This window comes from Paenibacillus sp. UNC496MF (assembly GCF_900113915.1).
Taxonomy (GTDB): domain Bacteria; phylum Bacillota; class Bacilli; order Paenibacillales; family Paenibacillaceae; genus Paenibacillus_Z; species Paenibacillus_Z artemisiicola.
Genome location: NZ_FORE01000009.1, coordinates 118,347 through 142,287 on the forward strand (window position 1 = coordinate 118,347; position 23,941 = coordinate 142,287).

Sequence of the window (23,941 nt, forward strand, 5' to 3'; positions counted from 1 at the left end):
CCGTCAATGACCAAATCCGAAACGTATTCATTGAACAGCGCCAAGATCGCCGAAGCCACGAAGGAATGGCTCACGAAGCGCGGCGTGACGACGCCGCAAATCGCCGAGCTCGTCCTGTTTCTGCAGAAAGACTACTACCCGGATTTGACGCAGCTGGAATGCGAGCAGTACGTCGAAGCCGTGCTCACCAAGCGAGAGGTGCAAAACGCCGTGCTGACCGGCATTCAGCTCGACCTGTTGGCCGAAGAAGGCAAGCTGCTGTCCCCGCTGCAGGAAATGATCGAGAACGACGAAGGGCTCTACGGCTGCGACGAAGTGCTCGCGCTGTCCATCGTCAACGTGTACGGCAGCATCGGCTTCACGAACTTCGGCTACGTCGACAAGCTGAAGCCCGGCATTCTGAAGAAGCTGAACGACAAGCACGACGCGGCGTGCCATACGTTCCTGGACGACATCGTCGGCGCGATCGCCGCGTCCGCCAGCAGCCGCATCGCGCACCGCAAGCAAGCCGAGCGCGAAGGCGCGGTCGGCCCGCCGATCGACTGAACCCGGAGCGGCGCGCGAAAAAAGGACGAAGCGGCCTTCAGGCCGCTTCGTCCTTTTCGTTTGGTTACCCCTCGACCGCGTCGTATACGATCGCGGCCGCGTCCTTGCCCTGCCGGATGCAGTCCGGCAGGCCGACGCCTTCGAACGCCGCGCCCGCGATCCAGACGCCCGGCATTTCCGCGCGCAATTGCGCCCGCAGCCGCGCCGTCGCCTCGAGATGCCCCACGGGATACTGCGGCATGGAGCGATGCAGCCGCGTGATCTCCGTGAACAGCGGCTCCGCCGCGATGCCGAGCACGCTCTTGATGTCGCGGCGCACCGCGTCCGTCAGCGCGCCGTCGGGCAGGTCGACGACCTCCTCGTCGCCCGCGCGGCCGACGTAGCAGCGCAGCAGCACCTTGTCGGACGGGCTGCTGTGCAGCCACTTGGCCGAGGTCCACGTGCACGCCGTGATCGTCATGCCTTCCGAGCGCGGCACGAGAAAGCCCGAGCCGTCGAACTCGATGCCGATCGCCGCCTTGTCGAACGCCATGACGACGTTGGCGACCGACACGTAATTAATGCTCCGCAGCGCGTCCACCGGCAGGTGCGGCTCCAGCAGATCGGCCGCGTCGAAGGCCGGCGCCGTGATGACGACGCCGTCCGCCGGCAGGATCTCGCCGTTGCTCAGCAGCACATCGTACGGCGCCGCCTCCGGGCCGTCCGCTTCCCCGGGCTCATTCTTCCGGAAGGCGACGGCTTTGCAGCCGAACCGGCTGTCGCAGCCGGCAAGCGCCTCCGTCAGCGCCTCCAGCATCGTCGCGAGGCCGTTCTGGAACGTCAGGAACATGCTGCCCTGCGCCCGCTTCGGCAGCCGGCCCGGCGCGGCCGGCGCCGCCGTTCCCTTGCCGCGGTTCGCCCGCGTTCCCCGGATGAGGCTGCCGTGCCGCCGCTCCGCTTCCCGGAATTGCGGGAACGTCGCCTGCAGGCTCAGCTTGCTCAAGTCGCCGGCGTAGATCCCGGCCAGCAGCGGCTCCGCGATCCGCTCCATCACTTCCGGGCCGACGCGCCGGCTCAGAAACGAACCGAGCGATTCGTCGCCCTCCGCCTTGCTCGCCGGCAGAACGAAATCGAGCATCGCCCGCGCCTTGCCGCCCCAGGACAGCAGCCCCGTCTTGGCGAACGGCATGATCTCCGTCGGCACGCCGAGCACGAGCCCCGGCGGCATCGGATGCAGTTTCCCGCGATGCACGATGTACGTTTTTTTCGCGGCCGGATTCGTCCCCGTCAGCTCGTTCTCGATGCCCAGGTCGAAGGCCAAGTCGATGATCGGCGTCTTCCGCGCGAGGAAGGAATCCGGGCCCTTCTCGATCACGAAGCCTTCCTTCCGCAGGGTATTGATTTTGCCGCCGATCCTCTCCGACGGGTCCACGACCGTAATATGCGCCTCGCGTCCTCGCAGCTCCGCTTCCTTCTTCAAATAAAAAGCGGAGGTGAGTCCGCTGATCCCGCCGCCGATGACGACGAATCGATCCAGCTTACCGTTGCTCCGCATGTGCGAGTCATCTCCTCTGTCCATGTAAATCCGCGTCCCGCCGCGCCGGCGCTAGATAAACGCGCCCCGGCTCGCTTGCTCGACGCAGTCCGCCAGCGTCTCCATGTAGAGCGGGTCCGTGCCCAGCATGTCGATGCGGACGAGTTGAATGCCGAGCGCCTTCGCTACCGCCTGCGCCTCGATGTCGAGATCGTACAGCACCTCGAGATGCTCCGAGACGAAGCCGATCGGCGCCGACAGCACGCCCTTGTAGCCGGCATCCGCCGTTTCCTTCAGCGTCTCGAGGATGTCCGGGCCGAGCCACGGCTCGCGCGTCCGCCCCGCGCTCTGCCACGTGAACGCCCAATCCGGCGTGCCCGCGCCTTCCGCGACGCTCGCCGACGTGGCCAGCAGCTGCTCCTCGTACGGATCGCCGATCTCGCGGATGCGCGCCGGCAGGCTGTGGGCGCTGAACAGCACCTTCAGCGGCCCTTCGCCGCCCGTCTTCGCCTCCAGCTCCGCGTACGCATCCTTCACGCGCTTCACGAGCGCCTCGATCAGCTTCGGATGCAGGTGGTAGCTCTCGACGGCCTCGAACGCGATCCCCTTCGCTTCCGCTTCCTCCCGCGCGCGCTGCATGTAGCTGCCGACGCTCATCGTGGAGAAATGCGGGGCCAGCACGATGCCGACCGCCTGCTTCACGCCGTCCGCGGCCATCGACGCGACGCCGTCCTCGATGTACGGGCGCGCGTGCTTGAGCCCTTGGTACACGGCGTACCGGCCCGGCGCCGCGGCGTCGAGCGCCGCCTGCAGCCCGTCGGCCTGGCGGTTCGTGTTCTCCCGCAGCGGGAAGACGCCGCCGACGACCGCCTCGTAGCGCGCCGTCAGCTCCGCGAGCTGCTCCGGCGTCGGCGCGTGGCCGCGGCGGATATGCGTGTAGTACTCCGCGATGCCGTCCATGCTCTCCGGCGTGCCGTACGACATGACGAGCACGCCGATCTTCGGATTAGCCATGACGGGCGACCTCCTTCGGTTTCGCCCCGAGCGCCGCGATCGCTTCCGCGGAATACGCGTGCACGTAGTCCGTCAGCTCGCGCAGCTTGTCGAGCGGCGCCTCGGGGAACAGCCCGTGGCCGAGGTTGAAGACGAATTTCGGCGCCTGGACGCCTTCGTCGATGATCGTCTTCGCCTGCTCGCGGATGACGTCCATCGGCGCCGTCAGCACGTACGGGTCGAGGTTGCCCTGCACCCCGAACGCGCCGCCCAGCCTGCGGCGGCCTTCCGCTACCGGCACGCGCCAGTCCAAGCCCACGATGTCGGCCCGCACGCCGCCGAGCGTCGCCAGCAGCTCGCCCGATGCCACGCCCGGGAAATAAATCTTCGGCTGCGGCAGGTCGGACAGCTCGCGGAAGATCCGCTCGATCGTCGGCAGCACGTACGTCGCGAAGTCGCGCGGCGCCAGCGCCCCGACCCAGCTGTCGAACAGCTGGAACGCCTTGCCGCCCGCCGCCATGTGCGCGCGCAAATACGCGATGGCCATGTCGCCGAGCTTGTCCATCAGCGAGAACCACAGCTTCGGCTCGGCATACATCATCGTCTTCGTCTTGATGTACGACCTGGACGGACGGCCTTCGATCAGGTAGCTCGCGATCGTGAACGGCGCGCCGGCGAACGTGATGAGCGGCACGTCCAGTTCGCGGACCAGGAGGCGGATCGTCTCCAGCACGTGGGAGAGGTCGCCTTCGACGTCGATCGGCTTCAGCCGCGCGATGTCGTCCGCCGTCCGGATCGGATTGTGGATCACCGGCCCGACGTTCGCGACGATGTCGAAATCGATGCCGATGGAGGCGACGGGATTCATGATGTCGGAATAAAGAATCGCCGCGTCGACGCCCAGCTTCTTGACCGGCATCATCGTCACTTCCGCGGCGAGTTCGGGCTGCTTGCAGATTTCGAGCAACGAGTACTGTTCTTTTATTTTACGGTAGTCGGGATCGTACCGTCCCGCCTGCCGCATATACCAAACGGGTAAGCGATCGACGTGTTCGCCCCGGCAAGCCCGGATGAATAAGTCGTTGTAGCCCATTGAAGTTCCCCATTTCTATCGTTTTCCCTACGTTTCCATTATGCCCTTTTTGCTTGGCCGTAACAACCGTCCCTCTCGCGGCAACGATGACAATCATATGACAATGTCAGGTTTGGGCCGCGCCGTTCTTGGACTTTCTCCCCGCTGTGGTATACTTGCTTTATAGCTTCGGAAGCGATAACGGCCGCAAATGAAGGAGAACGCAATGGAACAATGGAAGAAAAACCTTGCCGTCCTGTGGATCGGACAGTTTCTTGTCATGGGCGGCATGACGATGATCATGCCGTTCATGTCGCTCTATCTGCAAAGCCCCCGGATCGGCATGACCGACGAGCACGAGATCGCGACGTGGGCCGGCATCATTTTCGCGGGAAACTTCGTCACCGCCTTCCTCTTCCAGCCGCTGTGGGGCAAGCTGTCGGACAAGTACGGCCGGAAAATGATGCTGCTGCGCTCGGGCTTCGGCATGGCGATCGTCATGGCGCTGATGGGCTTCGCCACGTCGCCGTGGCATCTGCTCCTGCTCCGGATGGCGAACGGGACGATCTCCGGGTTTAACCCCGCGGCCGTCTCGCTCGTCTCCATCAACACGCCGAAGGAGAAAATGGGCTTCGCCATGGGGACGCTGCAGTCCGGCGGCATCGCGGGGACGATTCTCGGCCCGTTCCTCGGCGGCCTGCTCGCCGACGCGGTGGGCTACCGGCCGATCTTCTACCTGACCGGCATCTCGCTGTTCGCCGCCTCGACGCTCGCCTACTTCGTCGTGAAGGAGCGGTTCGACCGCGCCCAGGCGGCCGCGAAGCCGGCCGTGTCCATCATCGCCGGCTTCAAGCAGCTGAGCGGCGTGCCTCAGCTCTCGGCGCTGTTCGCCGTGACGTTCCTGCTGCAGTTCGCGATGATCGGCCCGAACCCGCTCATGCCGCTGTACGTCCAGCGGCTGCACGGCACGGACGTCAACCTCGCCTTCTGGGCGGGCTTCGTCAGCTCCGCCGCCGGCATCACGAACATGATCGCCGCGCCGCTCCTCGGGCGGCTGAGCGACCGGATCGGCCAAGCGAAGGTGCTCGGCATCTCGCTCGTCGGCGCCGCAATCATGTTCGTCCCGCAGGCGTTCGCGGCCACGGTCTGGCAGCTGCTGCTCTTCCGCTTGCTGCAGGGCTGCTTCCTCGGCGGGCTCATCCCGTCCGTCAACGCGCTGGTGCGCCGCTTCACGCCGGACGGCATGGAAGGCCGCGCCTTCAGCCTGAACAGCAGCATGCTTTCGCTCGGCAACATGATCGGCCCGATCGTCGGCGGGGTCATCTCCGGCTGGACGGGCATCGGCGGCGTATTCCTGATCTCCGCCGTCCTGTTTCTGATCAACGCCGCCTGGGTCCGCAAGACGCTGGTGGCGAAGCGGCCAGCCTCGCGCGAGGCCTAGCCGAAGCGGCGCGCGGCAAGCGCCGGCGCCCAAGCATCGACAAAGAGTGCCGGACCTTCCCGAGGGAAGGTCCGGCACTCTTTGTCGTGCTGACGCGCTTATTCGGTTGCGCCGTCTCTCGTCCGCCGCCGCTCCGCTACTTGATCCGCGCGATCGCGAGGCCGTCGTACGCCGGCAGCAGCGTGCCCGTCAGCCGCTCGTCGCGGACCATCGTCTCGTTGAAGCCGCGCATCGCGAGCACCGAAGGCCCGTTCTTCTCCGGATCGGCCGTCCGGCCGTGCAGCAGCGCGTTGTCGCCGGTGATGACGGCGCCCGGATTGCCCAGCTTGATCGCCCATTCCAGATACTCCGGGTAGCTCTCCTTGTCCGCGTCGATGAAGAAGAAGTCGAACTTGCGCCCTGCCTTCTCCAGTTCCGCGAGGCTCGCCTTGGCGTCCCCGACGATGTATTCCGCGCGGCCGCCGAGGCCGGCCGCCTCGAGATTGGCCCGGGCGGTGTCCGCGTAGCCCTGCACGAGCTCGAGCGACGTCAGCTTGCCGCCTTCCCGCAGCCCCCGCGCCAGGCAGATGCCGCTGTAGCCGCCGAGCGCGCCGATCTCGAGCACGTTCTCCGCCCCCGACATCGCGACGAGCATCGTCAGCAGCCGGCCGTAGCCGGACGCGATCGAAATTTGGGGCATGCCCTGCGCTTCGATGGCCGCGTGCACGCGCGCCAGATCGGCGTCCTCGCCCAGCAGACCGTCCACGTACCGTTCCGCCGCTTCTTGTTCCGTCGACATTTCCATCTCTCCTCTCGCCGTATCCCATGTTCGCGATTGTATTTAAATGCCATGATGTCCTATACTTGATTGTAAGATTTTCGAGGATCGAAAACAAGCAAAAGCAAGACGGAGGATACGGACATATGGATAACCTGCAGCTGATCGCCACGGCCCCGATGGGACTCGAAGCGGTCGTTTCGCGCGAATTGACGGAGCTTGGCTACACCGACCAGAAGGTCGAGAACGGCCGGGTCGTTTTCAAAGGAGGGCCGGCGGACATCTGCCGGGCCAATCTGTGGCTGCGGACGTCGGACCGCGTGCTGATCAAGATGGCGGAATACCCGGCCACGACGTTCGAGGAGCTCTTCGAAGGGGCGAAAGCGATCGACTGGCCGGCCTGGATTCCGGAGAACGGGGAGTTTCCCGTGGAGGGCCGCTCGCACAAGTCGCAGCTGAGCAGCGTGCCGGCCTGCCAGAGCATCGTCAAGAAAGCCGTCGTCGAGAAAATGAAGACCGTCTACGGCACGGAGTGGTTCGCGGAGGACGGCGCGCGGTTCGTCATCGAAGTCTGGCTGCTGAACGACGTCGCCATGATCACGCTCGACACGACCGGCCCGGGGCTGCACAAGCGCGGCTACCGCAAGCTCGTCACGGAAGCGCCGCTTAAGGAAACGATGGCGGCGGCCATGGTGCTGCTGAGCCGGTGGCGGCCCGAGCGTCCGCTCTACGATCCGTTCTGCGGCTCGGGCACGATACCGATCGAAGCGGCGATGATCGGGTGGAACATCGCGCCGGGGCTGCGGCGGACGTTCAACAGCGAGGGCTGGCCGCTCGTGCCGGACGAGCTGTGGGAGCGGGCGCGGGAGGAAGCGTTCGACGCCGTCCGGGACGACATCCCGCTGCGGATCGCGGGCTCGGACATCGACCCGGCCGCGCTCGACGTGGCGGCCGCGGCCGTGAAGAAGGCCGGCTTCGCGAACGACATCAAGCTGACGCAAATGCCGGTGTCGCGGATCAAGCCGGACGGCGACTACGGCTGCATCGTGACGAACCCGCCGTACGGCTCCCGCCTCGGCGACGAGAACGACGCGGAGAAGGCCGTCCGGCAGCTCGGGCTCAGCATGCTCTACCTGCCGACCTGGTCGACGTTCGCCCTGACGCAGTCGCGCGCGTTCGAGGAGACGATCGGACGCAAGGCGGACAAGCGCCGCAAGCTGTTCAACGGGCGGATCGAATGCACGTATTACCAGTTCTTCGGGCCATTGCCGCCGCGCGACAAGGTTTGACGCCGGCCGCGGCTTTGTTTCCGCAGCCGAACGCGATTATAATGGGAGAAGATTGTTGCGTTTTCGTAAATCCGCGAACGCGCGACCGAAAGGATCCTTTCCCATGACCTTACCGGATCTCACCATGAAACGGCGCCGTCTGCGGGCGCCGTTTCGCATGGTTACGGCGTTGCCGAGCCTTGGCCTGCCGCTCTTCGTGCTCGTCATGCTGTTCAAGCTGGCGCTGTTCGACCGGCTCGTGCACGTCCCGTACATGGCGATGAACGCGGATGACCGGCTGGTCGCCGCCGGCACGCTGGCGCTGCTGGCGTTCTGGACGCTTTGGCTGCCGCGCCGCGGCCGGCTGCTCGCGCTGATCGCGCTCGACGTCCTGCTGACGGCGCTCGTCTACGCCGACCTGCTCTACTTCCGCTACTTCCAGGACCTCATCACGATTCCCGTTCTGCTGCAGGCCGGCCAGGTCGGCGAGCTCGGGGACAGCATCCACGCGCTCCTGTCCCCGAGGGATCTCTGGTTCGCCGCCGACTGGGCCGCGCTGCTGCCGCTCGGCATCGCGCTGCTCGCCTCGAAACGGCTGCGGGGCGCGCTCGCGGGACGGCCGGCCGCCGCTTCCCGCGGCCCGGGCCGCGCAAGGCGCGCCGCGATCCGCCGGCTGGCGTCCGGCGTCGCCGTCTTCTTGCTCGGCTTCGCGCTCGTGTACGCGCCGGTCCACAAAGCTAGTACCACGTGGGCCGCGGACCTGTTCACGGGCAACTGGTGGAACCTGTCGTTGTACAACGTGACCGGCGTCCTCGGCTTCCACGGCTACGACCTGTACCGGTACGCGGACGAGCACTGGATGCGCGGCGGCGCCCCGGCGCCCGCGGAAGTCGCCGAAGCGAAGGAGGTGTTCCGGGAGCGCGGCGACGTGCGGGATCAATTGGACGCGACCGACCCGCTGTTCGGCCGGTACAAGGGTTCGAACGTGATTCTCGTGCAGCTCGAAGCGTTCCAGAGCTTCGTCGTCGGGAAGCGGATCGGCGGTCAGCCGGTAACGCCGAACATCGACAAGCTGATGGCGGACTCCCTCTACTTCGATAATTTCTATCATCAGACCGCCCAAGGCCGCACCTCGGACGCGGATCTGGCCGCCAACGCTTCGCTGCAGCCGCTGCCGTCCGGCTCCGTGTTCACGCGGTTCGCCCAGCACGCGTACGACAGCCTGGCGCTGACGCTGAAAGACGGCGGGTATGCGGCGAACGCGTTCCATGCGTACGACGGCGGCTTCTGGAACCGGAACATGATGTACGACACGCTCGGCTACGACGAGTTCTTCAGCAAGAACGCCTATACCATCGACGAGCCGCTCGGCTGGTCGCTCGGGGACAAGTCGTTCTTCAAGCAGTCCGTCCGGCTCATGGCCGCGCAGCCGCAGCCGTTCTATTCGTTCCTCATCTCGCTGTCCAGCCATCATCCGTACGCGCTGCCCGCGAGCGTCCAGACGCTCGACGTCGGCGCGTTCAAGGGCACGATGTTCGGGGACTACCTGGAGGCGGTCCATTACGTCGACGCGGCGATCGGCCAGCTGGTCGGCGAGCTCAAGGCGGCCGGCCTGTGGGATCGCTCGATCTTCATGTTCTACGGCGACCACGACAACTCGATCGACGATTGGCAGCCGTTCGAGACGTTCCTCGGCCATCGGTTGAACGACGCCGAGCGGTTCCGCGTCCTGAAGGGCGTGCCGTTCCTCGTCCACCTGCCGGACGGCGCCCGCGCGGGCACGTACCGCCAGGCCGGCGGGCAGCTCGACGTCGCGCCGACCGCGCTCCATCTGCTCGGCATCCCGAGCGGCGGGAAGGCCATGCTCGGCACGCCGCTCGTCACCGCGCAGCCGCTCGCGGGCAAGGAAGTCGTCTTCCGTAGCGGCGCGTTCACCGACGGCAAGGTGCTGTACGTGCCGCCCGAGGACGGCCTGCCGGAGCACAGCCGCTGCTACGACTTCGCGAGCGGCAGCTTGCTGCCCGATGCATCCCGCTGCTCGCCGGGCGCGCAGGACGCGGTCCGCGAGCTGCAGGCGTCGGATCTCGCCGTGACGCGCGACCTGGTGCCGGCGATGCGCCGCGAGCCTTGATCCCGCGGGCAGCCGGAGCGGGTTGCGCGGAGGCGCGCGCGGCTAAACGAAAAGACCCTTCGTCCGGGAATGCCGGGACAAAGGGTCTTTTCGTTTAGCTCTTCTTGATATATTTGCTTGCCTTCTCGATCGCTTCGTCTTCGGTCGGCGCCGTGATGTAGCGGCCGTTGATGAAGACGAAGGCGTACCGGGAGCAAGGCCCGCAGTACGATTTGCACGCGACTTGAATCTCCGCGTCCGGCGCCAGCTTCTGCAGCTTCGGCACCATCGTCTTCGGGCGGATATGTTTGCATTTGTCGCAAATGCGGATGTCGTTCGCCATGTTCCTCTCCCTAAGCCGAAAATCGTTTAGTGGTCGCCGCCGTTGCCTTTCGCCGGGTTCGAAATCATGAAGCCTTCCTCGGGCACGTAGAAATAATCGATGCGCACGCCGTCGAGCCATTCGTTGCCTTGCTCGAGCACGACCTTGATGTCCTTGTCCGTCTCGACGACTTCGTCCTTCTCGGTCGCGTCGTCCATCTTCATGCCGTAGTGGGCGTGGTCGCCGTGGGAATGCGTGACGTACACGCGAAGGTATTTGCCCTCGTTCTCCGGATTGTCGATCTCCTCGCGAAGCATCTTGGCGGCGTTGCGCGAAATTTTCACTTTCATTGCTTCTTCAGCTCCTTTATGGATGAAGCCCGCCTGTCCGGCGGACGCTCTCCGATTCTCGGGTGCGATGCGATCGGCGCGACCGTCGCTCGCTACGAACTCGACCCGCGCGATGGCATACATGATTTCATTGGCTCGCAACCCTTATTCCATGTGATTGCAAACTTTATTTACTCTATTGTATAGAAAGCTTGGCCATTGTTCAACCGCTACTTCAGCGCCTTGCCGTATTTCCGTTCCATGTACCGGGTATACAGCTCCGCGGCGATCATCGTCACGGCGATGTCGTCGATCGGAACGAACGGCATGACGTCCGGAAGCACCCAATACAACAGCACCGGCACCAAATAGAGGAGCTTGTCCGTCAGCCGAACTTCCTTGGCGGCGAGCAGCCGGAAGATTCGGGCGAACACGTTCCGCCAATGGCGGAGCGACCACAATTTGCGCAACAGGCATCCGCCTCCTTCTTGCGCTTATTATAGCACAAGCGAGCGGGCTTCCTCCAAAGCGGCGACGAGCAGCGCCCGCACCTCGTCGTTCAGGTCCGGGAACGCGTCCAAGGGCAGCGGATTGACGCCGCAGCCGACCTCGACGGTGTAGCCGGGCTTGCGGTATTGCAGAATAAACCAGTCCTTGTAGCCGGCGTCGCTGCCCGACAGCTTCACCGGCTTGTAGCCGCTTGCCTTCGCCAGGCTGCGGGCGATGCGTTCGGATTCCGGCGGCTCGTAACCGCGATAGTTCCAATAGATCTCCTGGCCCTGCGTGTGAAGCGCCACGACGAGATCGAACGCCTGCTCCGCCGTGAACGCGGCGAGCGCGGCCGCTTCCGGCTCCGAGAACGGCGAAGGCCCGGGATAATCCCGCGGACCCGGACCGTCCGCATCCCGGCGGGCGCTCTCTTCTTCCCAGAACGCGGGGAACTGATCGTTCAAGTCGACGCCGCGGATATTGGCCTTCCACTTCCGGAAGCGGCGCGAGCCGCGGTTCCACCGGAGCAGCTCCGCTCCGCGCGGATGGTCCGGCCGCAGCCCCTCCTGCGCGAGCTCCGCGCCGTCCGGGTTGACGAGCGGGACGGCCCACAGCGTAACCTGCCGCAGCAGCTCGCGCATGTCCGCGCCGCACAGCGTCTCCCCGGATGCCGCCGCCTTCGCGGCGTCTTCGAGGAACGTCATCAGGAGCGGCGTCGTGATCCATTCGTTGGCGTGCATGCCGGCGTTGACGTGCACCTTCACCGGCCCTTCCCCGAGCCGGATGGCGATGAGCGGTTGTCCCATGACGCTCTCCCCGATCTTCTCCACCTGGAGGAACGGGTAGGCCTTCAGCAATGCTTCGGCATCCGCGGTCAGCTCGCGCTGGCCGTATTCGGCTCGCCCGTCGACGATCCGGGAAGCGTTGTCCGCGCGCGGCACCGTGAGGAGCAGGCCGGGCTGCAGCTGCTTCAGTTCCTGGCGGCGGTTCGCCTGCACCAGCGCCTGCAGCGTCAAGCCGAACTTGCCCGCGATGCCGAGCAGCGTGTCGCCCGGCTGGACGCGATAAATAAAAGCCGTCTGCGCGGGAACCGACAGCAGCAGGCCGGAAAGCAGCGGAGCGGCGGCATCGAGTCCCGGATTCGCCGCCAGCAGCGACTCCGGATTCACGTTGAACGCGCGGGCGATGCGCAGCAGCGTATCGCCGGGCTGCACGACGTAGGGCAGCATCGTATCACCTCGGTCGGAATAGTGTCGCGGCACGTCATTATGCTACATGCTATGCCGGCGCCCGACCCCGCATGCCTCGGCAGGCAGCTAAAAGGCCGCCGACGAATGAACGTCGGCGGCCCGGTTGCGGGTTGCCCTGCGCATTATACGATTTTCGGAACCTGCCAGACGACCGGCGTCAGTTCGATCTGTTCGCCGAGCCATTGCTGCGCGATCATGCGGAACATCCGCGGTTCGCCGCTGCAAAAGAACTGATGCACCGGCAGCTCTCCGTCGCGGGTCAGCCGGTTGCGGTCGTGCAGGATCGTGCTGATCTCGCGCGCCGTCTCGTTGGCGGAACTAATGAGTTTCACCTGCTCGCCCATGACCGAGCCGATCGTCTCCGACAGGAACGGATAATGGGTGCAGCCAAGGATCAGCGTGTCGATGTTGCGCTCCTGAAGCGGCCGAAGCGAGGATTCCACGACCTCCTGCGTCTCCGGCGAGCGGAAATTGCCCTGTTCGACGAGCGGCACGAACTTCGGGCAAGCCAGGCTGATCACGTTGATCGCGGGCGACAATTGCTTCAGCGCCGTCTCGTAGGCGCCGCTTCGAATCGTGCCTTCCGTGCCGATGACGCCGACGACGCCCGATTGGGTCCGTCCGTTGGCGGCGCGGGCGCCGGGATGAATGACGCCGACGACGGGTATCGCGACCCGCGAACGGATATCCTCGAGCGCGACGGCCGTTGCCGTATTGCAGGCGATGACGATCATCTTTGGGCGGTATTGAATCAGATATTCCACGATTTGCCTCGTAAACCGAGTCACTTCTTCGGCCGGCCGAGGACCGTATGGCGTACGGGCCGTATCGCCGAAATACATGATTTTTTCCCGGGGAAGCTGGCGCATGATTTCTTTCACGACGGTCAAGCCGCCTACGCCAGAATCCAAAATTGCGATCGGTTGTTGCACAGACACACCGCTTTCTTGAACGTTTTGACTGAACTTCAATAGAGTATGAACACGTTGACGAAAAGGTACCTACATCTTAGCGCAAATCGGGACAAGGTTCAACATGCGGCGCCGCCCCGCGGGAACGCCGGATAACGCGAAAAAAGCCGCCGGGGCGGCGGGAGCGTCGCGTTATCGTTCGGCTCCGGCGGCCCGGTCGGCCCGGCGTGCTGCTTAGGGGAGGGACGGCTTATTTGTAGGCGGGCAGCCAGTCGCCGTGCGCCTCGATCAGGTCGTCGCACATCGCCTTGATGTCGTCCATCGACAGCTCGGCGCTCGTGTGCGGATCCAGCATCGCGGCATGGTAGATATGCTCGCGTTTGCCCGTGATGGCCGCTTCGATCGTCAGCAGCTGCGTGTTGATGTTCGTGCGGTTGAGCGCGGCGCACTGCGGCGGCAGGTCGCCGACGAACGTCGGCGTGACGCCGTTGCGGTCGACGAGGCAGGTGACCTCGACGCACGCTTCGCGCGGCAGGTTCGTGATCAGTCCCGTGTTCATGACGTTGCCGCCGATGCGGAACGGCACGTTCGATTCGATCGCCTCGAAGATGTACGACGCGTATTCGTGCGTGCGCTTGTGGTTGAGCGTCGGGTTGTTCACGAGCTCTTCCTTCAGTTTCTTCCAGTTGCCGATCTGCTCGATGCAGCGGCGCGGATACTCGTCCAGCGGAATGTTGAACCGGTCGACGAGCTCCGGATAGTTGCGCTTGATGAAGTACGGATGGTATTCGGCGTTATGCTCCGACGATTCCGTAATATAGTAGCCGAAGTTCAGCATCATCTCGTAACGGACCATGTCGTGGTGCTTCTCCCGCTGCTTCTCGCGGGCGCGGCGCTTGATCTCCGGATAGAGGTCGACCCCGTCCTTCGACACTTCGAGCAGCCAGGCCATATGGTTGATGCCCGCGATCTTGGACTTGACGCCCGTATCGTCCATGCCGAGGTTCTTGAACAGGTCGCGCACGCACACCTGCACGCTGTGGCAGAGGCCGACGGTCTTGATCCCGCCGTACGTGTTCATGACGTTCGTGAGCACGGCCATCGGGTTCGTGTAGTTCAGGAACAGCGCGTCCGGACAGACTTCCTGCATGTCCCGGGCGAAGTCGAGCATGACCGGAATCGTGCGCAGGTTGCGGAAGATGCCGCCGATGCCGACCGTGTCCGCGATCGTTTGGCGCAGGCCGTATTTCTTCGGCACTTCGAAATCCGTGATCGTGCACGGGTCGTAACCGCCGACCTGGATGGCGTTGACGACGTACTTCGCGCCGCGGAGCGCTTCCTTGCGGTCGGAATACGCCTTGATGACGGACGTGCTGCCGAACGTGTTCTTGATGTGGTTCAGCATCGATTCGGAATCGGAGAGACGCTCCGGATTGATGTCGAACAGCGCGATCTCGAAGCCTTGCAGCGATTCGGTGACGAGGCAATCGCCCAGGACGTTCTTGGCGAATACGGTGCTGCCCGCACCGATGAAAGTAATCTTCGGCATGTAAAATCCTCCTCGGATAAGTCCGCCTTGGAAGCGGATTAATGTCTTCTGCTAATCCTTACTATAGAGCAAGAAACCCCGGTTTGAGTAGGAATTAAAGCATGATTTATATGTACATTTGTAGTTTCATCCCGTACACTAAGAAGGTCAGTCCACCCGAAAGGAAGGCGTTCCCATGAAACCGTCCGCAGCCGGCGCGCGCGTCGCGTCTTCGCGCAATCCCGACCATTCCGCGTTCACCGTGATGAACAATACGCAGCCGGCCCAAGGCGAGCTGTCCGTCATGTTCAGCGGCGAAGGCAAGCCGAACCCCGGGCACGGCATCGGGCCGGCCGTTCATAATTATTACCTCATCCATACGGTCATGGGCGGCAAGGGCACGTTCGAAATCGACGGCCGACGCTATCCGTGCGCGCGCGGGGACACGTTCATCATCTTCCCGGACGAGCTGTTCACGTATACCGCCGACGAGCGCGATCCGTGGCATTACGCGTGGGTGGCGTTCAAGGGCCTTGCCGCCGAACACCTCCTGCTCGGCCTCGGCTTCTCGGCCGCGAATCCGATCGTTCGCGCGCGCGATTTCCGTCCGCTCGGTTCGCTGTACCGCAAAATCCGGGGGACGCTGGAGCAAACGCCGTTCCCCGAACTGGCCGATCTGGAGGCGGGCGGCTACCTGCGCGTGCTGCTCAAGGAGCTTGGGCTTCAGAACGAAGGCAAGCTGGTGTTCAATTCGCTTGCCATTCTGCCGGACATCGAACGCCAGATCAAACGCGCGGTGCGCTGGCTGTCCTATCAGTACGCGCAGCCGATCTCGATCGAGGAGCTCTCGCGCAGCCTCGGCTATCACCGGACGCATCTCTCCAAAATGTTCAAGCAAGTAACCGGCGTCTCGCCGATGCAGTTTCTGTTGAAGGTGCGAATGGAGCGGGCCAAGGAGCTGCTGAACGAGCAAAGCCACCTGTCCATCGACCAGGTGGCTTCGTCCGTCGGCTATCCCGACGCGCTGTATTTCTCCAAACAGTTCCGCAAAACGTTCGGCTGCTCGCCCTCCGAATACCGGGCGCAGGCCCGCGGCGGCTAGACGCGCGGCAGCTCTCGGCAGCTGGACGCGCGTCCAGCTGCCTTCCCCCGCGCCGGACGCCCGATCACGCAAACAGGCTTTGCTTTCGGCATCGTTGCCGAAAGCAAAGCCTGTTCCCGTTCAAGAAACGTTGGCGCCTTGCGGCGTCCGTCCCTTCGAAAGCCGCGCTACCATGCTTCATGGAGCCCGCCGGCCGTTAGTTGTTGACCGTGTGCAGTTCTTCGCGGTGCTCCGCGATAAGCTCTTGGCCTTTGTCCTTCACGTCTTCCACGGCATCCTTGACCTGTTCGCCCGTTTCCTCGAGGGTCTCCTTCGTATCGGCGCGCCAGCCGCGCACGTTATCCACGACGGTAGCCGCCGTATCCTTCACTTTGACCGCAGCGGTGCTCGCCGTCGAACCGACCTGCTTCGCCATTTGCACCGTCTTGTCGCCGACTTGGCCGGCGATGCGCGCCGTGTGCTCGGTGACGGTTTGCGTTTTGTCGGCGATGTCTCTCCGAAGCTCCCTGCCCGATTTCGGAGCCAGCAGCAAAGCTGCCACGGAACCGACTACGCCGCCTGCGATCGCGCCATACATAAATCCTTTTTTCGCCATGATTGAACACTCCTTTTTAGTTCGCCGCGGCTCGGCCGCATCGTCCGCCTGCGCCGTCGGCGTGATGGTTGACTGCCCGGCCAGCCGGTTCGGCCCGCCGCGCTCGCAGTCGCTTATTACTTCATATCGTGCCCTGTTTCACGGTCTGGGCATGCACCCGTTCGGCAGCGTTGTCCTCTTTCCGTTTGTCTTTCCAGAAATGGTACACCGCATAACCGACTTCCGCCCAGTTCATCGCGTCCGCGATTCCGCGCTTCGCTTTGTCGCCGGACTTGCTCGCGTAGCGATCGACCGCGTCGTTCAGCTCGCTGGAGATCCGGTTGACGGTGAAGGAAAGCTGGTTCGCCGATTCTCCGATGCGCTTCGTCGCTTCCGTCAGTTTCGTAATGCCGTCCACCGATTTTTGGACCGTCCGTACCGTGTCCGTTACCGGGTCGAGCAAATCGCTGACCTGCGCGACGGCGACTTCGGTGCGGCGCTCCAACGATTCGGCCAGCTGCATCATCTTTCCAATTCGCTTATCCAACGATCGCAGCCACAGCAAGATGCCGACGACCAAGGCGACGAACGCGACAGCCGCAGCGCCTTCAAACCAAATGACCATTCACGGCCCACCTCCATTCCAACTCTCTGTACGATTGGGCGCGAGCCCATTTCGTATTACTTATATACACAGCATGGGCTTGACTTGACACAGCTTTCGACAATAAAAAAGACGCCGGAGCCTCGCTCCCGCGTCGTTCTTTCCGATTCCGATCATGCGCCCGCGATGCGGTAGCTGCATTTGCCGCCGCCCTTCGCCAGGCATTCCGTCCGTTCCACGTCCGTTCCGAGCAGCTGCCGGAACAGCGCCAGCTCGCACTGGCAAGCCTGCTGGTACCGGTTCGCGACGTGCGCGATCGGACAGTTGTATTCGTGGAGCACCAGGCCCTTGCCATCGTCCTCCACCTGCACCATATAGCCGCCGTCGTTCTGAATCGCGGCCAGCTCCGACACCTTCTCTTCCAGCGACTTGCCTTCCATCCGGTGCGCGTAGCGATCCAGCAGCTTGCGCTTGCGGCCTTCGAACAGCCGGTCGATGATCGCGGCCGTCTCGGTGTCGTCTTCCAGCTCCTCCAGCAGATCCATCGCCAGAACGTGGTAGTTTTTGGGGAACAGCAGCTCGGCTTGCTCCGTCAGGCTGAACATGTGCGTCGGCCGGCCCATCGCCTGGCGCACGACGGTCGGCGCGATCAAGCCGTCACGCTCCAGCGTGCCGAGATGCCGGCGCACGGCCATTTCCGTGATTTGCAGCTGCTTCGCCAGCTCGCCGGCGTTCATCTGGCCGTTCGTCTTCAGCAGCGTGAGCACGGTCTGCCGCGTCGAGCCTTCCTGCCGGACCGCCTGCTCCTTGCGCATGAACGGCGTTCCGCCCGGTTCCATTCCCATTCCATCCACCACCTTCGGCCTATTCAGGCTGCTGCGTTTGAGGTCATTGTACCCCATTTCGGCCGATTCGTAAATCGACGCCGGCCGTCCCGGGTTACTCGCCCAGCTCTCGGAGCAAGTAGGCTTCCACGGCCTGCTTGAACGCCGCCAGCGTGTCCGGCAGCTCCGCCGCGAACGAATGAAGCTCCGCCCGCTTCCAGTCGAAATAGTCCTGCGCGAGCGGACGGCGCAGTTGCACGAGCTCGAGCAGCCGCGCGGTCAGCGTTTCCGGAAACACGCCTTCGCCCGCGATGACCGTCACGATATCCTCGTAGCTGCTGGCGTCGCGCATGATGAAGCCGTCGATCAGATAGCTCCCGACGTCGGTGACGATCTCGATCGCCAAGTACAGCGCGCGTTCCTGCGCCAAGCCTTGAATCAGGCCGCCGTTCCACTCCGAGCGGAGCGCGCGGAGCGCCTCGCCCACATCGGGCAGCGCCGCGAGACGCACCGCGATTTGTTCGCGATTCACATAATACATGGTTCTGGTACCTCGAATTCCGGTTAAGACCGTTTGTTTTTGCGCGCCTTGCGCTTGAGCCAGACCGTCATCACGATCAAACTGACGATGACGACGATCAGGTACGTCATCATTTCGAATACGTCACCCATTCGTTATGCCCCGTCCCTAGGTTTCGTAATCCACGCTCGCGGAAGCTTCGCGGACTTCGCTCATATGCGCGATGACGTTTTGATGGACCGGGTGCACCTGGTACGCGTTCAGCGCTTCCATCGAGTCGAACGTCGTCACGAGCGCGATATGGTACGAACGCTCGGAATGCAGCACGTCGGTGCCGACTTCGATGGAACGAAGCTCGTCGATCTTGCCTTCCATGTTCTTCAGCACCTGGACCGTCCGCGCCACGCTCTCCGGGCTGCCGTCCTTCAGTTTGAACAGTACGATATGCGTAATCATGATCAGTTCGCTCCTTCATAAATTGTGGTGGGGATGCGCTGCACCCTTTCGTCACATAATAACGCAAGGTGCCGGGACTCGGCAATCTTCCAGCAAAGGAGAGGCAGCTCATGCGTTATCCGGTTACGATCGCGGCCACGCTCATCGGCGTCGCGTTATGCCTGTACAATTCCACGGGGTACGATCCGCATAATATGGTCTTCTTCATGTTCAGCGTCCCCGCCTGGATCGCGGACATGATCGTCGACATTCATGCGGTCAACGTGTATCTGATGTACGTCCTGACGGTCGCTTCCTGGGCGCTGCTCGGCTATATCTGCGACCGGGCCGTCGCAAGAGGCCGCAGCCGCCGGCGCTCGTACGATTGAACGCGGCTGTGCCGCATGCCCGGATGTTAAAAAAGGAGCCGCTTCGGGCTCCTTTTGTTTGCTTATTCGACGATGAGCACGGATTTCATATTCGCATGGCCCACGCCGCACATGACCGCGCAGTGCATTTCGAACGTGCCCGCTTTATCGAAGGTGACTTCCTGCGACAGCTTGTCGCCTGCCAATTCGATGCCGAGATCCGGAATGGCAAGACCGTGAATGCCGCTTTTGTTCACGAGCTCCAGCTTCACTTTATCGCCCTTCTTGACGTGGTACTCCTTTTGGTCGAAGACGAAGTCCTGCGAAGCTTCCACCTTCAGCAGCGATTCGCCCGGCGGCAGCGAAGCCGCTTCGTCAACGGGCTTGTCCGGAAGCTGGGTCGTAAGAAGAACAACGCCCAAAACGCAAGCCGCTGCGAAAACGACGAACATAATCCACTTATGCATTGTCACTTGCTCCCCTTTTCATCAAATGTCTACTCCTTATATTACCTAAGATCGTCCGTTATTCTCAACCTTAAACTAATCCGCGCGTCAAACTTTTTTCTTTTTTTGACAAATCGATGAACGTTTTTTGACAATATTAACCGTCTTCGCCCTATACGCCCCGCTTCTCCAAATACCCCCGAAGCACTCGCTCCGCTTCCGCCTTCACGAACGTCCACGGCATCGAAAACGACCGTTGGTAGCCCATGCACCGGTAGCTGGCCGTCAGCGATTCCTTCGTCCGCTTCTCGCCGAAACCGACGATCCCGCTCGCCTTGAACTGCCTGCGGATGCCGGCGAGCTCGAGCAGCACGCGGTCCTGCAGCCCGCGCATCATCGATTCGTACAGCCGCGGCAGCTTCGTCTTCGCCGCGCCGACGATCCGGATGTCGTGCTCCAGAATCGCGTTCACGATGCCGAGCAGCGCGTACCGCTTGACGAGCTCCATCTCCTTGCCGAGCAGCATCCGGGGAGCGCCCTCCTCCGCCTTCCCGCCCGCCTCCGCCGGCCGCGGCTCCGTATCCAGCGCCATAGGTGTCCCTCCATACATCGCGCTAACGCGAACATTTGTTCCCATTATAGCAGACGGATGCCGAATCCGCAACGCGGCCGGGCTTCGAAAAAAGAAAGGCCGTCCCGATTCAGGATGGCCTAGGCGAATGCGCGCTATGCGCGGCTTATTTTTTATTTTTGAGCACTTCGATCAGCTGCCGGAGCCGGTCCGGCATCGGCAGGCCGATCCGTCCCAGGTTCTCGGTCACGGAGATCAGCTCGTTGGCCAAATAGAAATAAATCGCTCCGCCCATCGCGATATTATCCAGCTCCATCACGATGTCGACGCGGTGCGCCAGCATGATGACAAGCAGCATGAGGCCTTTGCGAGCCAATCCCCAGGAGCCGACCGAGCTGTTCAAGCGCCTCTCTTTCAAAGCAGCGGTAATGCCCGTCACGTAGTCGATCCCCATGGCGACCAGCAGCAACGTGAGGGATTCCGGCCAGATGCCGAAGGAGAAGACGAGCAGCGCGCCGAACGCGGCGGACGCGCTGCATGCAAGCGTGTGCGGCACGTTTCCCACTCCCCTTTCCAAATACGCTGCTCTACAGCATATGCATCAAGGAGGCGGGTTGTCCCTGCCGCTGCCGCGATCGCGCGGGCCGTCCTTCGGCGCGGGCGCTGCCCGTTACTTCGCGACGAAACGGTAGACGACGCTGTGATAGTCGCCGTGCGCCCGTTCTTTGGCCACGCCGGCGTACATCAGCTCGTCGCCGCCGACGATCTCGTCCGTGCCGAGCCATTCGTAGCGGAAATCCGGGTCGAGCCCCTTCAGCTTGAGACGGCCGAGCGGCGCGTGCGATTCGTTCAGCACGGTCACGTGCACGACCAGCGCTTCGCGCTTGTCCGGCGAGACGAACATCCACGCCGTCTCGTTGCCCTCGAACGGGCTGAGCAGGCGGAAGAAGCTGCCGTACTGCACAAGCCCCCGCACGTCCTTCACGAGCGCGACCTGGCGCTTCACTTCTTCCTTCTCCTCGTCCGTGAACTTCGTCAAGTCCAGCTCGTAGCCGAAGTTGCCGGACATCGCGACGTCGCCGCGCGTCTTGAGCGGGGTCAGGCGGCCGACTTGATGGTTCGGCACGGCGGACACGTGCGCGCCCATGGCGCTGACGGGATAGACGATGCTCGTGCCGTATTGGATCTTGAGCCGGCTGATCGCGTCGGAATTATCGCTCGTCCATGTCTGCGGCATGTAGTAGAGCATGCCGGGGTCGAACCGGCCGCCTCCGCCGGAGCAGCTCTCGAACAGCACGTTCGGGAACGCCGACGTGATGCGCTCGAGCACGCCGTACAAGCCGAGCATGTAGCGGTGCGCCGTTTCGCGCTGGCGGTTCGGCGGCAGCAGCGCCGAGCCGATCTCGGACATGTTGCGGTTCATGTCCCACTTGACGTACGTAATCGGCGCGCTGCGCAGGATGCCGCCGACCGCTTCGACGATGTAATCCTGCACGTCCGCGCGCGACAGGTCGAGAATGAGCTGCTGGCGGCCTTCGGACCGGCGGCGCCCCGGCACGTGGAGGCACCAATCCGGATGCGCGCGGTACAGGTCGCTGTCCGGCGAGACCATCTCGGGTTCGAACCAGAGGCCGAATTCAAGGCCGTGGCTGCGCACGCGCTCCGCCAGATCCTCGAGCCCGTTCGGCAGCTTCTTCTTGTCGACGACCCAATCGCCGAGCGAGCTGTTGTCGCTGTCGCGGCGGCCGAACCAGCCGTCGTCGAGCACGAACAACTCGATCCCGAGCGCGCTGCCCGCCTCGGCGATCGCTTCGATCTTGTCCGCGTTGAAATCGAAGTAGGTCGCTTCCCAGTTGTTGACCAGGATCGGACGGACCGCGTCGCGGAACGCGCCCCGGCACAGCCGCGTCCGGTACAATTCGTGGTAGGTCCGGGACATGGCCCCGAGCCCTTCGTGCGAGAAGACCAGCACCGCCTCCGGCGTTTGGAACGACTCGCCCGCTTCCAGGCGCCACGAGAAATCGAACGGATTGATGCCCATATAGGCGCGCGCCGTATGGAATTGATCCACCTCGACGCCGCCGGCGAAGCTGCCGCTGTAGACGAGGCTGAAGCCGTAGACGTCGCCGTGGTCTTCCGTCGCCCCTTCGGCGAGCAGCGCGAAGAACGGGTTGTTGTTATGGCTGCTGGAGCCGCGGCGGCTTTCGATCGCTTGGACGCCCGGCGTCAGCGCGCGCTTGTGAATGTAGCGTTCCCGCGTCCAAGAGCCGGACAGCTGCAGCAGCTCGAAGCGGTCGTGCGGCAGGTCGACGCTGAAGCTGAACGCGCGCGTCAGCTGCACCGCCTCGGCGCCGGCGTTCACGATGCGCGCCGAACGGACGACCGCGTCGAACGCTTCGAAGACGGTATAGGACAGCTCCGCCTTCAGGCCGGTCTGCTTGTCCTCCAAACGGACGGTCAATGTCTCCGCTTCGTCCGCCCGCTCGGCGTACACGGCGGGCAGTCCTTCGAGCGAAGGTTTGCCGGCCGCGATCTCGTGCGAGACGTACAGCAGCTCCGTCACGGTCGTGCCGTTCGGCAGCTGGACGGCGTAAGCCGGATTGCGGAAGTCGCTCGAGCCGTAGCCCGGATATTCCTGCGGCAGCGTATCGAGCGAGATGGAGCGGTCCTCCGGCACGGGGTTCGGGCTGAACGAAGCGCGCTCGACGCGCTGCAGCAGCCGGCCCGCGGCGGCTTCGCCCAGCTTGCGTCCCCAGTAGACGTGGGCCGGGTAGCCCCGGAGCGATTGGAACATGTAGCTCATCGAGCGCGTCTGCAAGTGGAACAGGCCGCTCTCGGCGTGAAAGGCGATCGGCATGGCGGAACATCCTCCCTATGGAATAAACGATGCTGTACGAACGGCAATCCATTACGTCAGTCGTCTACAAGTATAGGTGGAACAAGCTCCGCAGGACATGGACGCTTGAAGCCAACCTATGGAGGTTTGTAGGACGGATGCCCCCTATTTCAACTCAAAAACGCCGGCGTATTTCTGGACGGACTCGACCTTCGCATCCAGGCGCCCGCGGATTGCGGCGTTCGGTCATCCTGCATTCCTCCCTTCGGAAGTCCTTTGAACGACAGCAGCCGGATCGCGGCCGTGACGCCGAACGCGATCCTCAAGTCGACGTTCGTCCGTTTGACGCTGCCGTACAGGAAGACGGTCAGCCAAGGGATGACGATGGCGAAAGCCAGTAGCCCGCATAGCCGGGCATCGCGGGCGCTGACGTCGAGCACGGCCGGAAGCACGATGACATGGGCGGACAGTCCGACGGACAGCGTCAGCATCATGAAGACCGGCCGGTGGCCGAACGACCTTTCCTTCATGGGGCGCACCGCCTCCAACGATTCCGTATTCGGCATAGTTTTGCCAATCCGTCCGCAAAAAAATCCAGCCGTCCCCGAGACGATTCGGGAACGGCCGGATACCGGCGCGCGAGTCAAGGAAAAATGACGCCTTTCTTCAAAATCAGATTCGCGTATTGCGCCCCTTCGCCCGTGGCGACGATGGCGTACGCGCCTCGCGCCCGTTCGTAGAACGCGAAGCGCTCCAGCTTCTCGAACGGCGCCTCCAGCCCGGTCCGCTCCCGGACGATTCGCCCGTACGCCCCCCAGATCGGGGTCTCGGCCTTGTCGCCGGGCACGACCTCCATGAGCGACGCGGGCTTGTCCACGTACTGATCGAGCGGATAGAGCCGCAGCACGGCGTCCAGCAGCTCCGGTATGGCATGTCCGTCGCAGCGGACGAGCCGCCGCGCGTGGCTCGCGGCCGGGAAATTCGCGTCGGCCAGCACGAGCTCGTCGCCATGGCCCATTTCCATCATGATTTTCAGCAAATCGGGCGAAATGATCTTGGGAATGCCCAACAGCATATCAAATGCCTCCTGTCGGAAGTGGCGTACGCGAGGGTAGCCCGCGCCGCCGGCTTC

Annotated in this window: 27 protein-coding genes; 6 read left to right on the forward strand and 21 right to left on the reverse strand. The window is 63.5% G+C overall.

Annotated features, from left to right (window positions below; translation table 11 throughout):
• Positions 1 to 6: 6 nt before the first annotated feature.
• Positions 7 to 546, forward strand: a complete 540-nt coding sequence (locus BMZ79_RS16385; RefSeq protein WP_090641738.1) for a phosphatidylglycerophosphatase A family protein — start codon at positions 7 to 9, stop codon at positions 544 to 546.
• Between the two features lie 64 nt (positions 547 to 610).
• Here the strand turns inward: BMZ79_RS16385 and hemG are convergent, their stop codons facing one another.
• From hemG to hemE, 3 genes are read right to left on the reverse strand one after another with little or no spacing between them, the layout of a single operon-like run.
• Positions 611 to 2,080, reverse strand: a complete 1,470-nt coding sequence (gene hemG, locus BMZ79_RS16390) for a protoporphyrinogen oxidase (protein ID WP_090641740.1) — start codon at positions 2,078 to 2,080, stop codon at positions 611 to 613.
• 51 nt (positions 2,081 to 2,131) lie between these two features.
• Positions 2,132 to 3,073, reverse strand: a complete 942-nt coding sequence (gene hemH, locus BMZ79_RS16395; protein WP_090641741.1) for a ferrochelatase — start codon at positions 3,071 to 3,073, stop codon at positions 2,132 to 2,134.
• On the reverse strand, positions 3,066 to 4,145 hold the full coding sequence (gene hemE / locus BMZ79_RS16400; protein ID WP_090641742.1) for a uroporphyrinogen decarboxylase: 1,080 nt from the start codon (positions 4,143 to 4,145) through the stop codon (positions 3,066 to 3,068). The genes hemH and hemE overlap by 8 nt, the downstream gene beginning before the upstream one ends.
• Positions 4,146 to 4,350: 205 nt before the next feature.
• Between hemE and BMZ79_RS16405 the strand changes: the two genes are divergently transcribed.
• Complete coding sequence (locus BMZ79_RS16405; RefSeq protein ID WP_090641744.1) at positions 4,351 to 5,565, forward strand: MFS transporter; 1,215 nt, start codon at positions 4,351 to 4,353, stop codon at positions 5,563 to 5,565.
• 136 nt (positions 5,566 to 5,701) lie between these two features.
• Here BMZ79_RS16405 and BMZ79_RS16410 read toward each other — a convergent pair whose 3' ends face one another.
• Positions 5,702 to 6,343, reverse strand: a complete 642-nt coding sequence (locus BMZ79_RS16410; protein WP_090641745.1) for an O-methyltransferase — start codon at positions 6,341 to 6,343, stop codon at positions 5,702 to 5,704.
• A gap of 125 nt (positions 6,344 to 6,468) precedes the next feature.
• On the opposite strand from BMZ79_RS16410, the gene BMZ79_RS16415 reads away from it, so the two are divergent.
• Both BMZ79_RS16415 and BMZ79_RS16420 read left to right on the forward strand, forming a co-directional pair.
• Positions 6,469 to 7,611: a THUMP domain-containing class I SAM-dependent RNA methyltransferase gene (locus tag BMZ79_RS16415; protein ID WP_090641747.1), complete on the forward strand. Its 1,143-nt coding sequence runs from the start codon at positions 6,469 to 6,471 to the stop codon at positions 7,609 to 7,611.
• A 157-nt stretch (positions 7,612 to 7,768) separates the two neighbouring features.
• A complete protein-coding gene (locus BMZ79_RS16420) occupies positions 7,769 to 9,721 on the forward strand; it encodes an LTA synthase family protein (protein ID WP_090642154.1) in 1,953 nt (650 codons plus the stop codon).
• A gap of 94 nt (positions 9,722 to 9,815) precedes the next feature.
• On the opposite strand, the gene BMZ79_RS16425 is transcribed toward BMZ79_RS16420, so the two are convergent.
• From BMZ79_RS16425 to BMZ79_RS16450, 6 genes are all read right to left on the reverse strand, one after another.
• Complete coding sequence (locus BMZ79_RS16425; RefSeq protein ID WP_090641748.1) at positions 9,816 to 10,043, reverse strand: YuzB family protein; 228 nt, start codon at positions 10,041 to 10,043, stop codon at positions 9,816 to 9,818.
• Between the two features lie 26 nt (positions 10,044 to 10,069).
• Complete coding sequence (locus tag BMZ79_RS16430; RefSeq protein WP_090641750.1) at positions 10,070 to 10,372, reverse strand: heme biosynthesis protein HemY; 303 nt, start codon at positions 10,370 to 10,372, stop codon at positions 10,070 to 10,072.
• 209 nt (positions 10,373 to 10,581) lie between these two features.
• Complete coding sequence (locus BMZ79_RS16435) at positions 10,582 to 10,821, reverse strand: hypothetical protein (RefSeq protein WP_090641751.1); 240 nt, start codon at positions 10,819 to 10,821, stop codon at positions 10,582 to 10,584.
• Positions 10,822 to 10,848: 27 nt separating this feature from the next.
• Positions 10,849 to 12,069: a M14 family metallopeptidase gene (locus BMZ79_RS16440; protein WP_177222168.1), complete on the reverse strand. Its 1,221-nt coding sequence runs from the start codon at positions 12,067 to 12,069 to the stop codon at positions 10,849 to 10,851.
• Between the two features lie 143 nt (positions 12,070 to 12,212).
• A complete protein-coding gene (gene racE, locus BMZ79_RS16445; protein WP_090641753.1) occupies positions 12,213 to 13,022 on the reverse strand; it encodes a glutamate racemase in 810 nt (269 codons plus the stop codon).
• Positions 13,023 to 13,251: 229 nt separating this feature from the next.
• The gene (locus BMZ79_RS16450) at positions 13,252 to 14,550 is read right to left on the reverse strand and encodes an alpha-glucosidase/alpha-galactosidase (RefSeq protein WP_090641754.1); all 1,299 of its coding nucleotides are present in this window, start codon (positions 14,548 to 14,550) and stop codon (positions 13,252 to 13,254) included.
• A gap of 175 nt (positions 14,551 to 14,725) precedes the next feature.
• On the opposite strand from BMZ79_RS16450, the gene BMZ79_RS16455 reads away from it, so the two are divergent.
• Positions 14,726 to 15,631 (forward strand): helix-turn-helix transcriptional regulator, encoded by a 906-nt coding sequence (locus BMZ79_RS16455; RefSeq protein ID WP_256252784.1) that lies wholly within the window; start codon positions 14,726 to 14,728, stop codon positions 15,629 to 15,631.
• Positions 15,632 to 15,827: 196 nt separating this feature from the next.
• Here BMZ79_RS16455 and BMZ79_RS16460 read toward each other — a convergent pair whose 3' ends face one another.
• From BMZ79_RS16460 to BMZ79_RS16480, 5 genes are all read right to left on the reverse strand, one after another.
• Positions 15,828 to 16,226 (reverse strand): YtxH domain-containing protein, encoded by a 399-nt coding sequence (locus BMZ79_RS16460; protein WP_090641756.1) that lies wholly within the window; start codon positions 16,224 to 16,226, stop codon positions 15,828 to 15,830.
• A gap of 121 nt (positions 16,227 to 16,347) precedes the next feature.
• Complete coding sequence (locus tag BMZ79_RS16465; protein ID WP_090641757.1) at positions 16,348 to 16,830, reverse strand: DUF948 domain-containing protein; 483 nt, start codon at positions 16,828 to 16,830, stop codon at positions 16,348 to 16,350.
• 152 nt (positions 16,831 to 16,982) lie between these two features.
• Complete coding sequence (locus tag BMZ79_RS16470; protein ID WP_256252812.1) at positions 16,983 to 17,648, reverse strand: helix-turn-helix transcriptional regulator; 666 nt, start codon at positions 17,646 to 17,648, stop codon at positions 16,983 to 16,985.
• 100 nt (positions 17,649 to 17,748) lie between these two features.
• The gene (locus tag BMZ79_RS16475; RefSeq protein ID WP_090641758.1) at positions 17,749 to 18,174 is read right to left on the reverse strand and encodes a DUF86 domain-containing protein; all 426 of its coding nucleotides are present in this window, start codon (positions 18,172 to 18,174) and stop codon (positions 17,749 to 17,751) included.
• 147 nt (positions 18,175 to 18,321) lie between these two features.
• A complete protein-coding gene (locus BMZ79_RS16480; RefSeq protein WP_090641760.1) occupies positions 18,322 to 18,609 on the reverse strand; it encodes a Dabb family protein in 288 nt (95 codons plus the stop codon).
• Between the two features lie 110 nt (positions 18,610 to 18,719).
• Between BMZ79_RS16480 and BMZ79_RS16485 the strand changes: the two genes are divergently transcribed.
• Entirely contained in the window at positions 18,720 to 18,977 is a 258-nt protein-coding gene (locus BMZ79_RS16485) for a hypothetical protein (RefSeq protein ID WP_090641762.1), read from the forward strand.
• Positions 18,978 to 19,039: 62 nt separating this feature from the next.
• Here the strand turns inward: BMZ79_RS16485 and BMZ79_RS16490 are convergent, their stop codons facing one another.
• From BMZ79_RS16490 to BMZ79_RS16515, 6 genes are all read right to left on the reverse strand, one after another.
• Positions 19,040 to 19,378 carry a cupredoxin domain-containing protein gene (locus BMZ79_RS16490; protein ID WP_371263728.1) on the reverse strand — a complete coding sequence of 113 codons (339 nt, stop codon included), beginning with the start codon at positions 19,376 to 19,378 and terminating at the stop codon, positions 19,040 to 19,042.
• 196 nt (positions 19,379 to 19,574) lie between these two features.
• A complete protein-coding gene (locus BMZ79_RS16495; RefSeq protein ID WP_090641765.1) occupies positions 19,575 to 19,994 on the reverse strand; it encodes a YhjD family protein in 420 nt (139 codons plus the stop codon).
• Between the two features lie 145 nt (positions 19,995 to 20,139).
• Positions 20,140 to 20,529 carry a phage holin family protein gene (locus tag BMZ79_RS16500; RefSeq protein WP_090641766.1) on the reverse strand — a complete coding sequence of 130 codons (390 nt, stop codon included), beginning with the start codon at positions 20,527 to 20,529 and terminating at the stop codon, positions 20,140 to 20,142.
• 114 nt (positions 20,530 to 20,643) lie between these two features.
• Positions 20,644 to 22,830, reverse strand: coding sequence for an alpha-galactosidase (locus BMZ79_RS16505; RefSeq protein ID WP_090641768.1), 2,187 nt, complete (start codon positions 22,828 to 22,830; stop codon positions 20,644 to 20,646).
• A 149-nt stretch (positions 22,831 to 22,979) separates the two neighbouring features.
• On the reverse strand, positions 22,980 to 23,339 hold the full coding sequence (locus BMZ79_RS16510) for a hypothetical protein (protein ID WP_143088972.1): 360 nt from the start codon (positions 23,337 to 23,339) through the stop codon (positions 22,980 to 22,982).
• A gap of 113 nt (positions 23,340 to 23,452) precedes the next feature.
• Entirely contained in the window at positions 23,453 to 23,884 is a 432-nt protein-coding gene (locus BMZ79_RS16515; protein WP_090641771.1) for an RbsD/FucU family protein, read from the reverse strand.
• Positions 23,885 to 23,941 lie beyond the last annotated feature (57 nt).

Coding starts and splice junctions, on each gene's coding strand:
- BMZ79_RS16455 (WP_256252784.1), top strand. CDS start 14,726: ATGAAACCGTCCGCAGCCGGCGCGCGCGTCGCGTCTTCGCGCAATCCC.
- hemE (WP_090641742.1), bottom strand. CDS start 4,145: ATGGGCTACAACGACTTATTCATCCGGGCTTGCCGGGGCGAACACGTC.
- BMZ79_RS16510 (WP_143088972.1), bottom strand. CDS start 23,339: ATGAAGGAAAGGTCGTTCGGCCACCGGCCGGTCTTCATGATGCTGACG.
- hemH (WP_090641741.1), bottom strand. CDS start 3,073: ATGGCTAATCCGAAGATCGGCGTGCTCGTCATGTCGTACGGCACGCCG.
- BMZ79_RS16420 (WP_090642154.1), top strand. CDS start 7,769: ATGGTTACGGCGTTGCCGAGCCTTGGCCTGCCGCTCTTCGTGCTCGTC.
- BMZ79_RS16425 (WP_090641748.1), bottom strand. CDS start 10,043: ATGGCGAACGACATCCGCATTTGCGACAAATGCAAACATATCCGCCCG.
- hemG (WP_090641740.1), bottom strand. CDS start 2,080: ATGCGGAGCAACGGTAAGCTGGATCGATTCGTCGTCATCGGCGGCGGG.
- BMZ79_RS16470 (WP_256252812.1), bottom strand. CDS start 17,648: ATGGAACCGGGCGGAACGCCGTTCATGCGCAAGGAGCAGGCGGTCCGG.
- BMZ79_RS16410 (WP_090641745.1), bottom strand. CDS start 6,343: ATGTCGACGGAACAAGAAGCGGCGGAACGGTACGTGGACGGTCTGCTG.
- BMZ79_RS16495 (WP_090641765.1), bottom strand. CDS start 19,994: ATGGCGCTGGATACGGAGCCGCGGCCGGCGGAGGCGGGCGGGAAGGCG.
- BMZ79_RS16450 (WP_090641754.1), bottom strand. CDS start 14,550: ATGCCGAAGATTACTTTCATCGGTGCGGGCAGCACCGTATTCGCCAAG.
- BMZ79_RS16465 (WP_090641757.1), bottom strand. CDS start 16,830: ATGGTCATTTGGTTTGAAGGCGCTGCGGCTGTCGCGTTCGTCGCCTTG.
- BMZ79_RS16475 (WP_090641758.1), bottom strand. CDS start 18,174: ATGTATTATGTGAATCGCGAACAAATCGCGGTGCGTCTCGCGGCGCTG.
- BMZ79_RS16415 (WP_090641747.1), top strand. CDS start 6,469: ATGGATAACCTGCAGCTGATCGCCACGGCCCCGATGGGACTCGAAGCG.
- BMZ79_RS16440 (WP_177222168.1), bottom strand. CDS start 12,069: ATGCTGCCCTACGTCGTGCAGCCCGGCGATACGCTGCTGCGCATCGCC.
- BMZ79_RS16515 (WP_090641771.1), bottom strand. CDS start 23,884: ATGCTGTTGGGCATTCCCAAGATCATTTCGCCCGATTTGCTGAAAATC.
- BMZ79_RS16430 (WP_090641750.1), bottom strand. CDS start 10,372: ATGAAAGTGAAAATTTCGCGCAACGCCGCCAAGATGCTTCGCGAGGAG.
- BMZ79_RS16480 (WP_090641760.1), bottom strand. CDS start 18,609: ATGATTACGCATATCGTACTGTTCAAACTGAAGGACGGCAGCCCGGAG.
- BMZ79_RS16505 (WP_090641768.1), bottom strand. CDS start 22,830: ATGCCGATCGCCTTTCACGCCGAGAGCGGCCTGTTCCACTTGCAGACG.
- BMZ79_RS16385 (WP_090641738.1), top strand. CDS start 7: ATGACCAAATCCGAAACGTATTCATTGAACAGCGCCAAGATCGCCGAA.
- BMZ79_RS16485 (WP_090641762.1), top strand. CDS start 18,720: ATGCGTTATCCGGTTACGATCGCGGCCACGCTCATCGGCGTCGCGTTA.
- BMZ79_RS16460 (WP_090641756.1), bottom strand. CDS start 16,226: ATGGCGAAAAAAGGATTTATGTATGGCGCGATCGCAGGCGGCGTAGTC.
- BMZ79_RS16405 (WP_090641744.1), top strand. CDS start 4,351: ATGGAACAATGGAAGAAAAACCTTGCCGTCCTGTGGATCGGACAGTTT.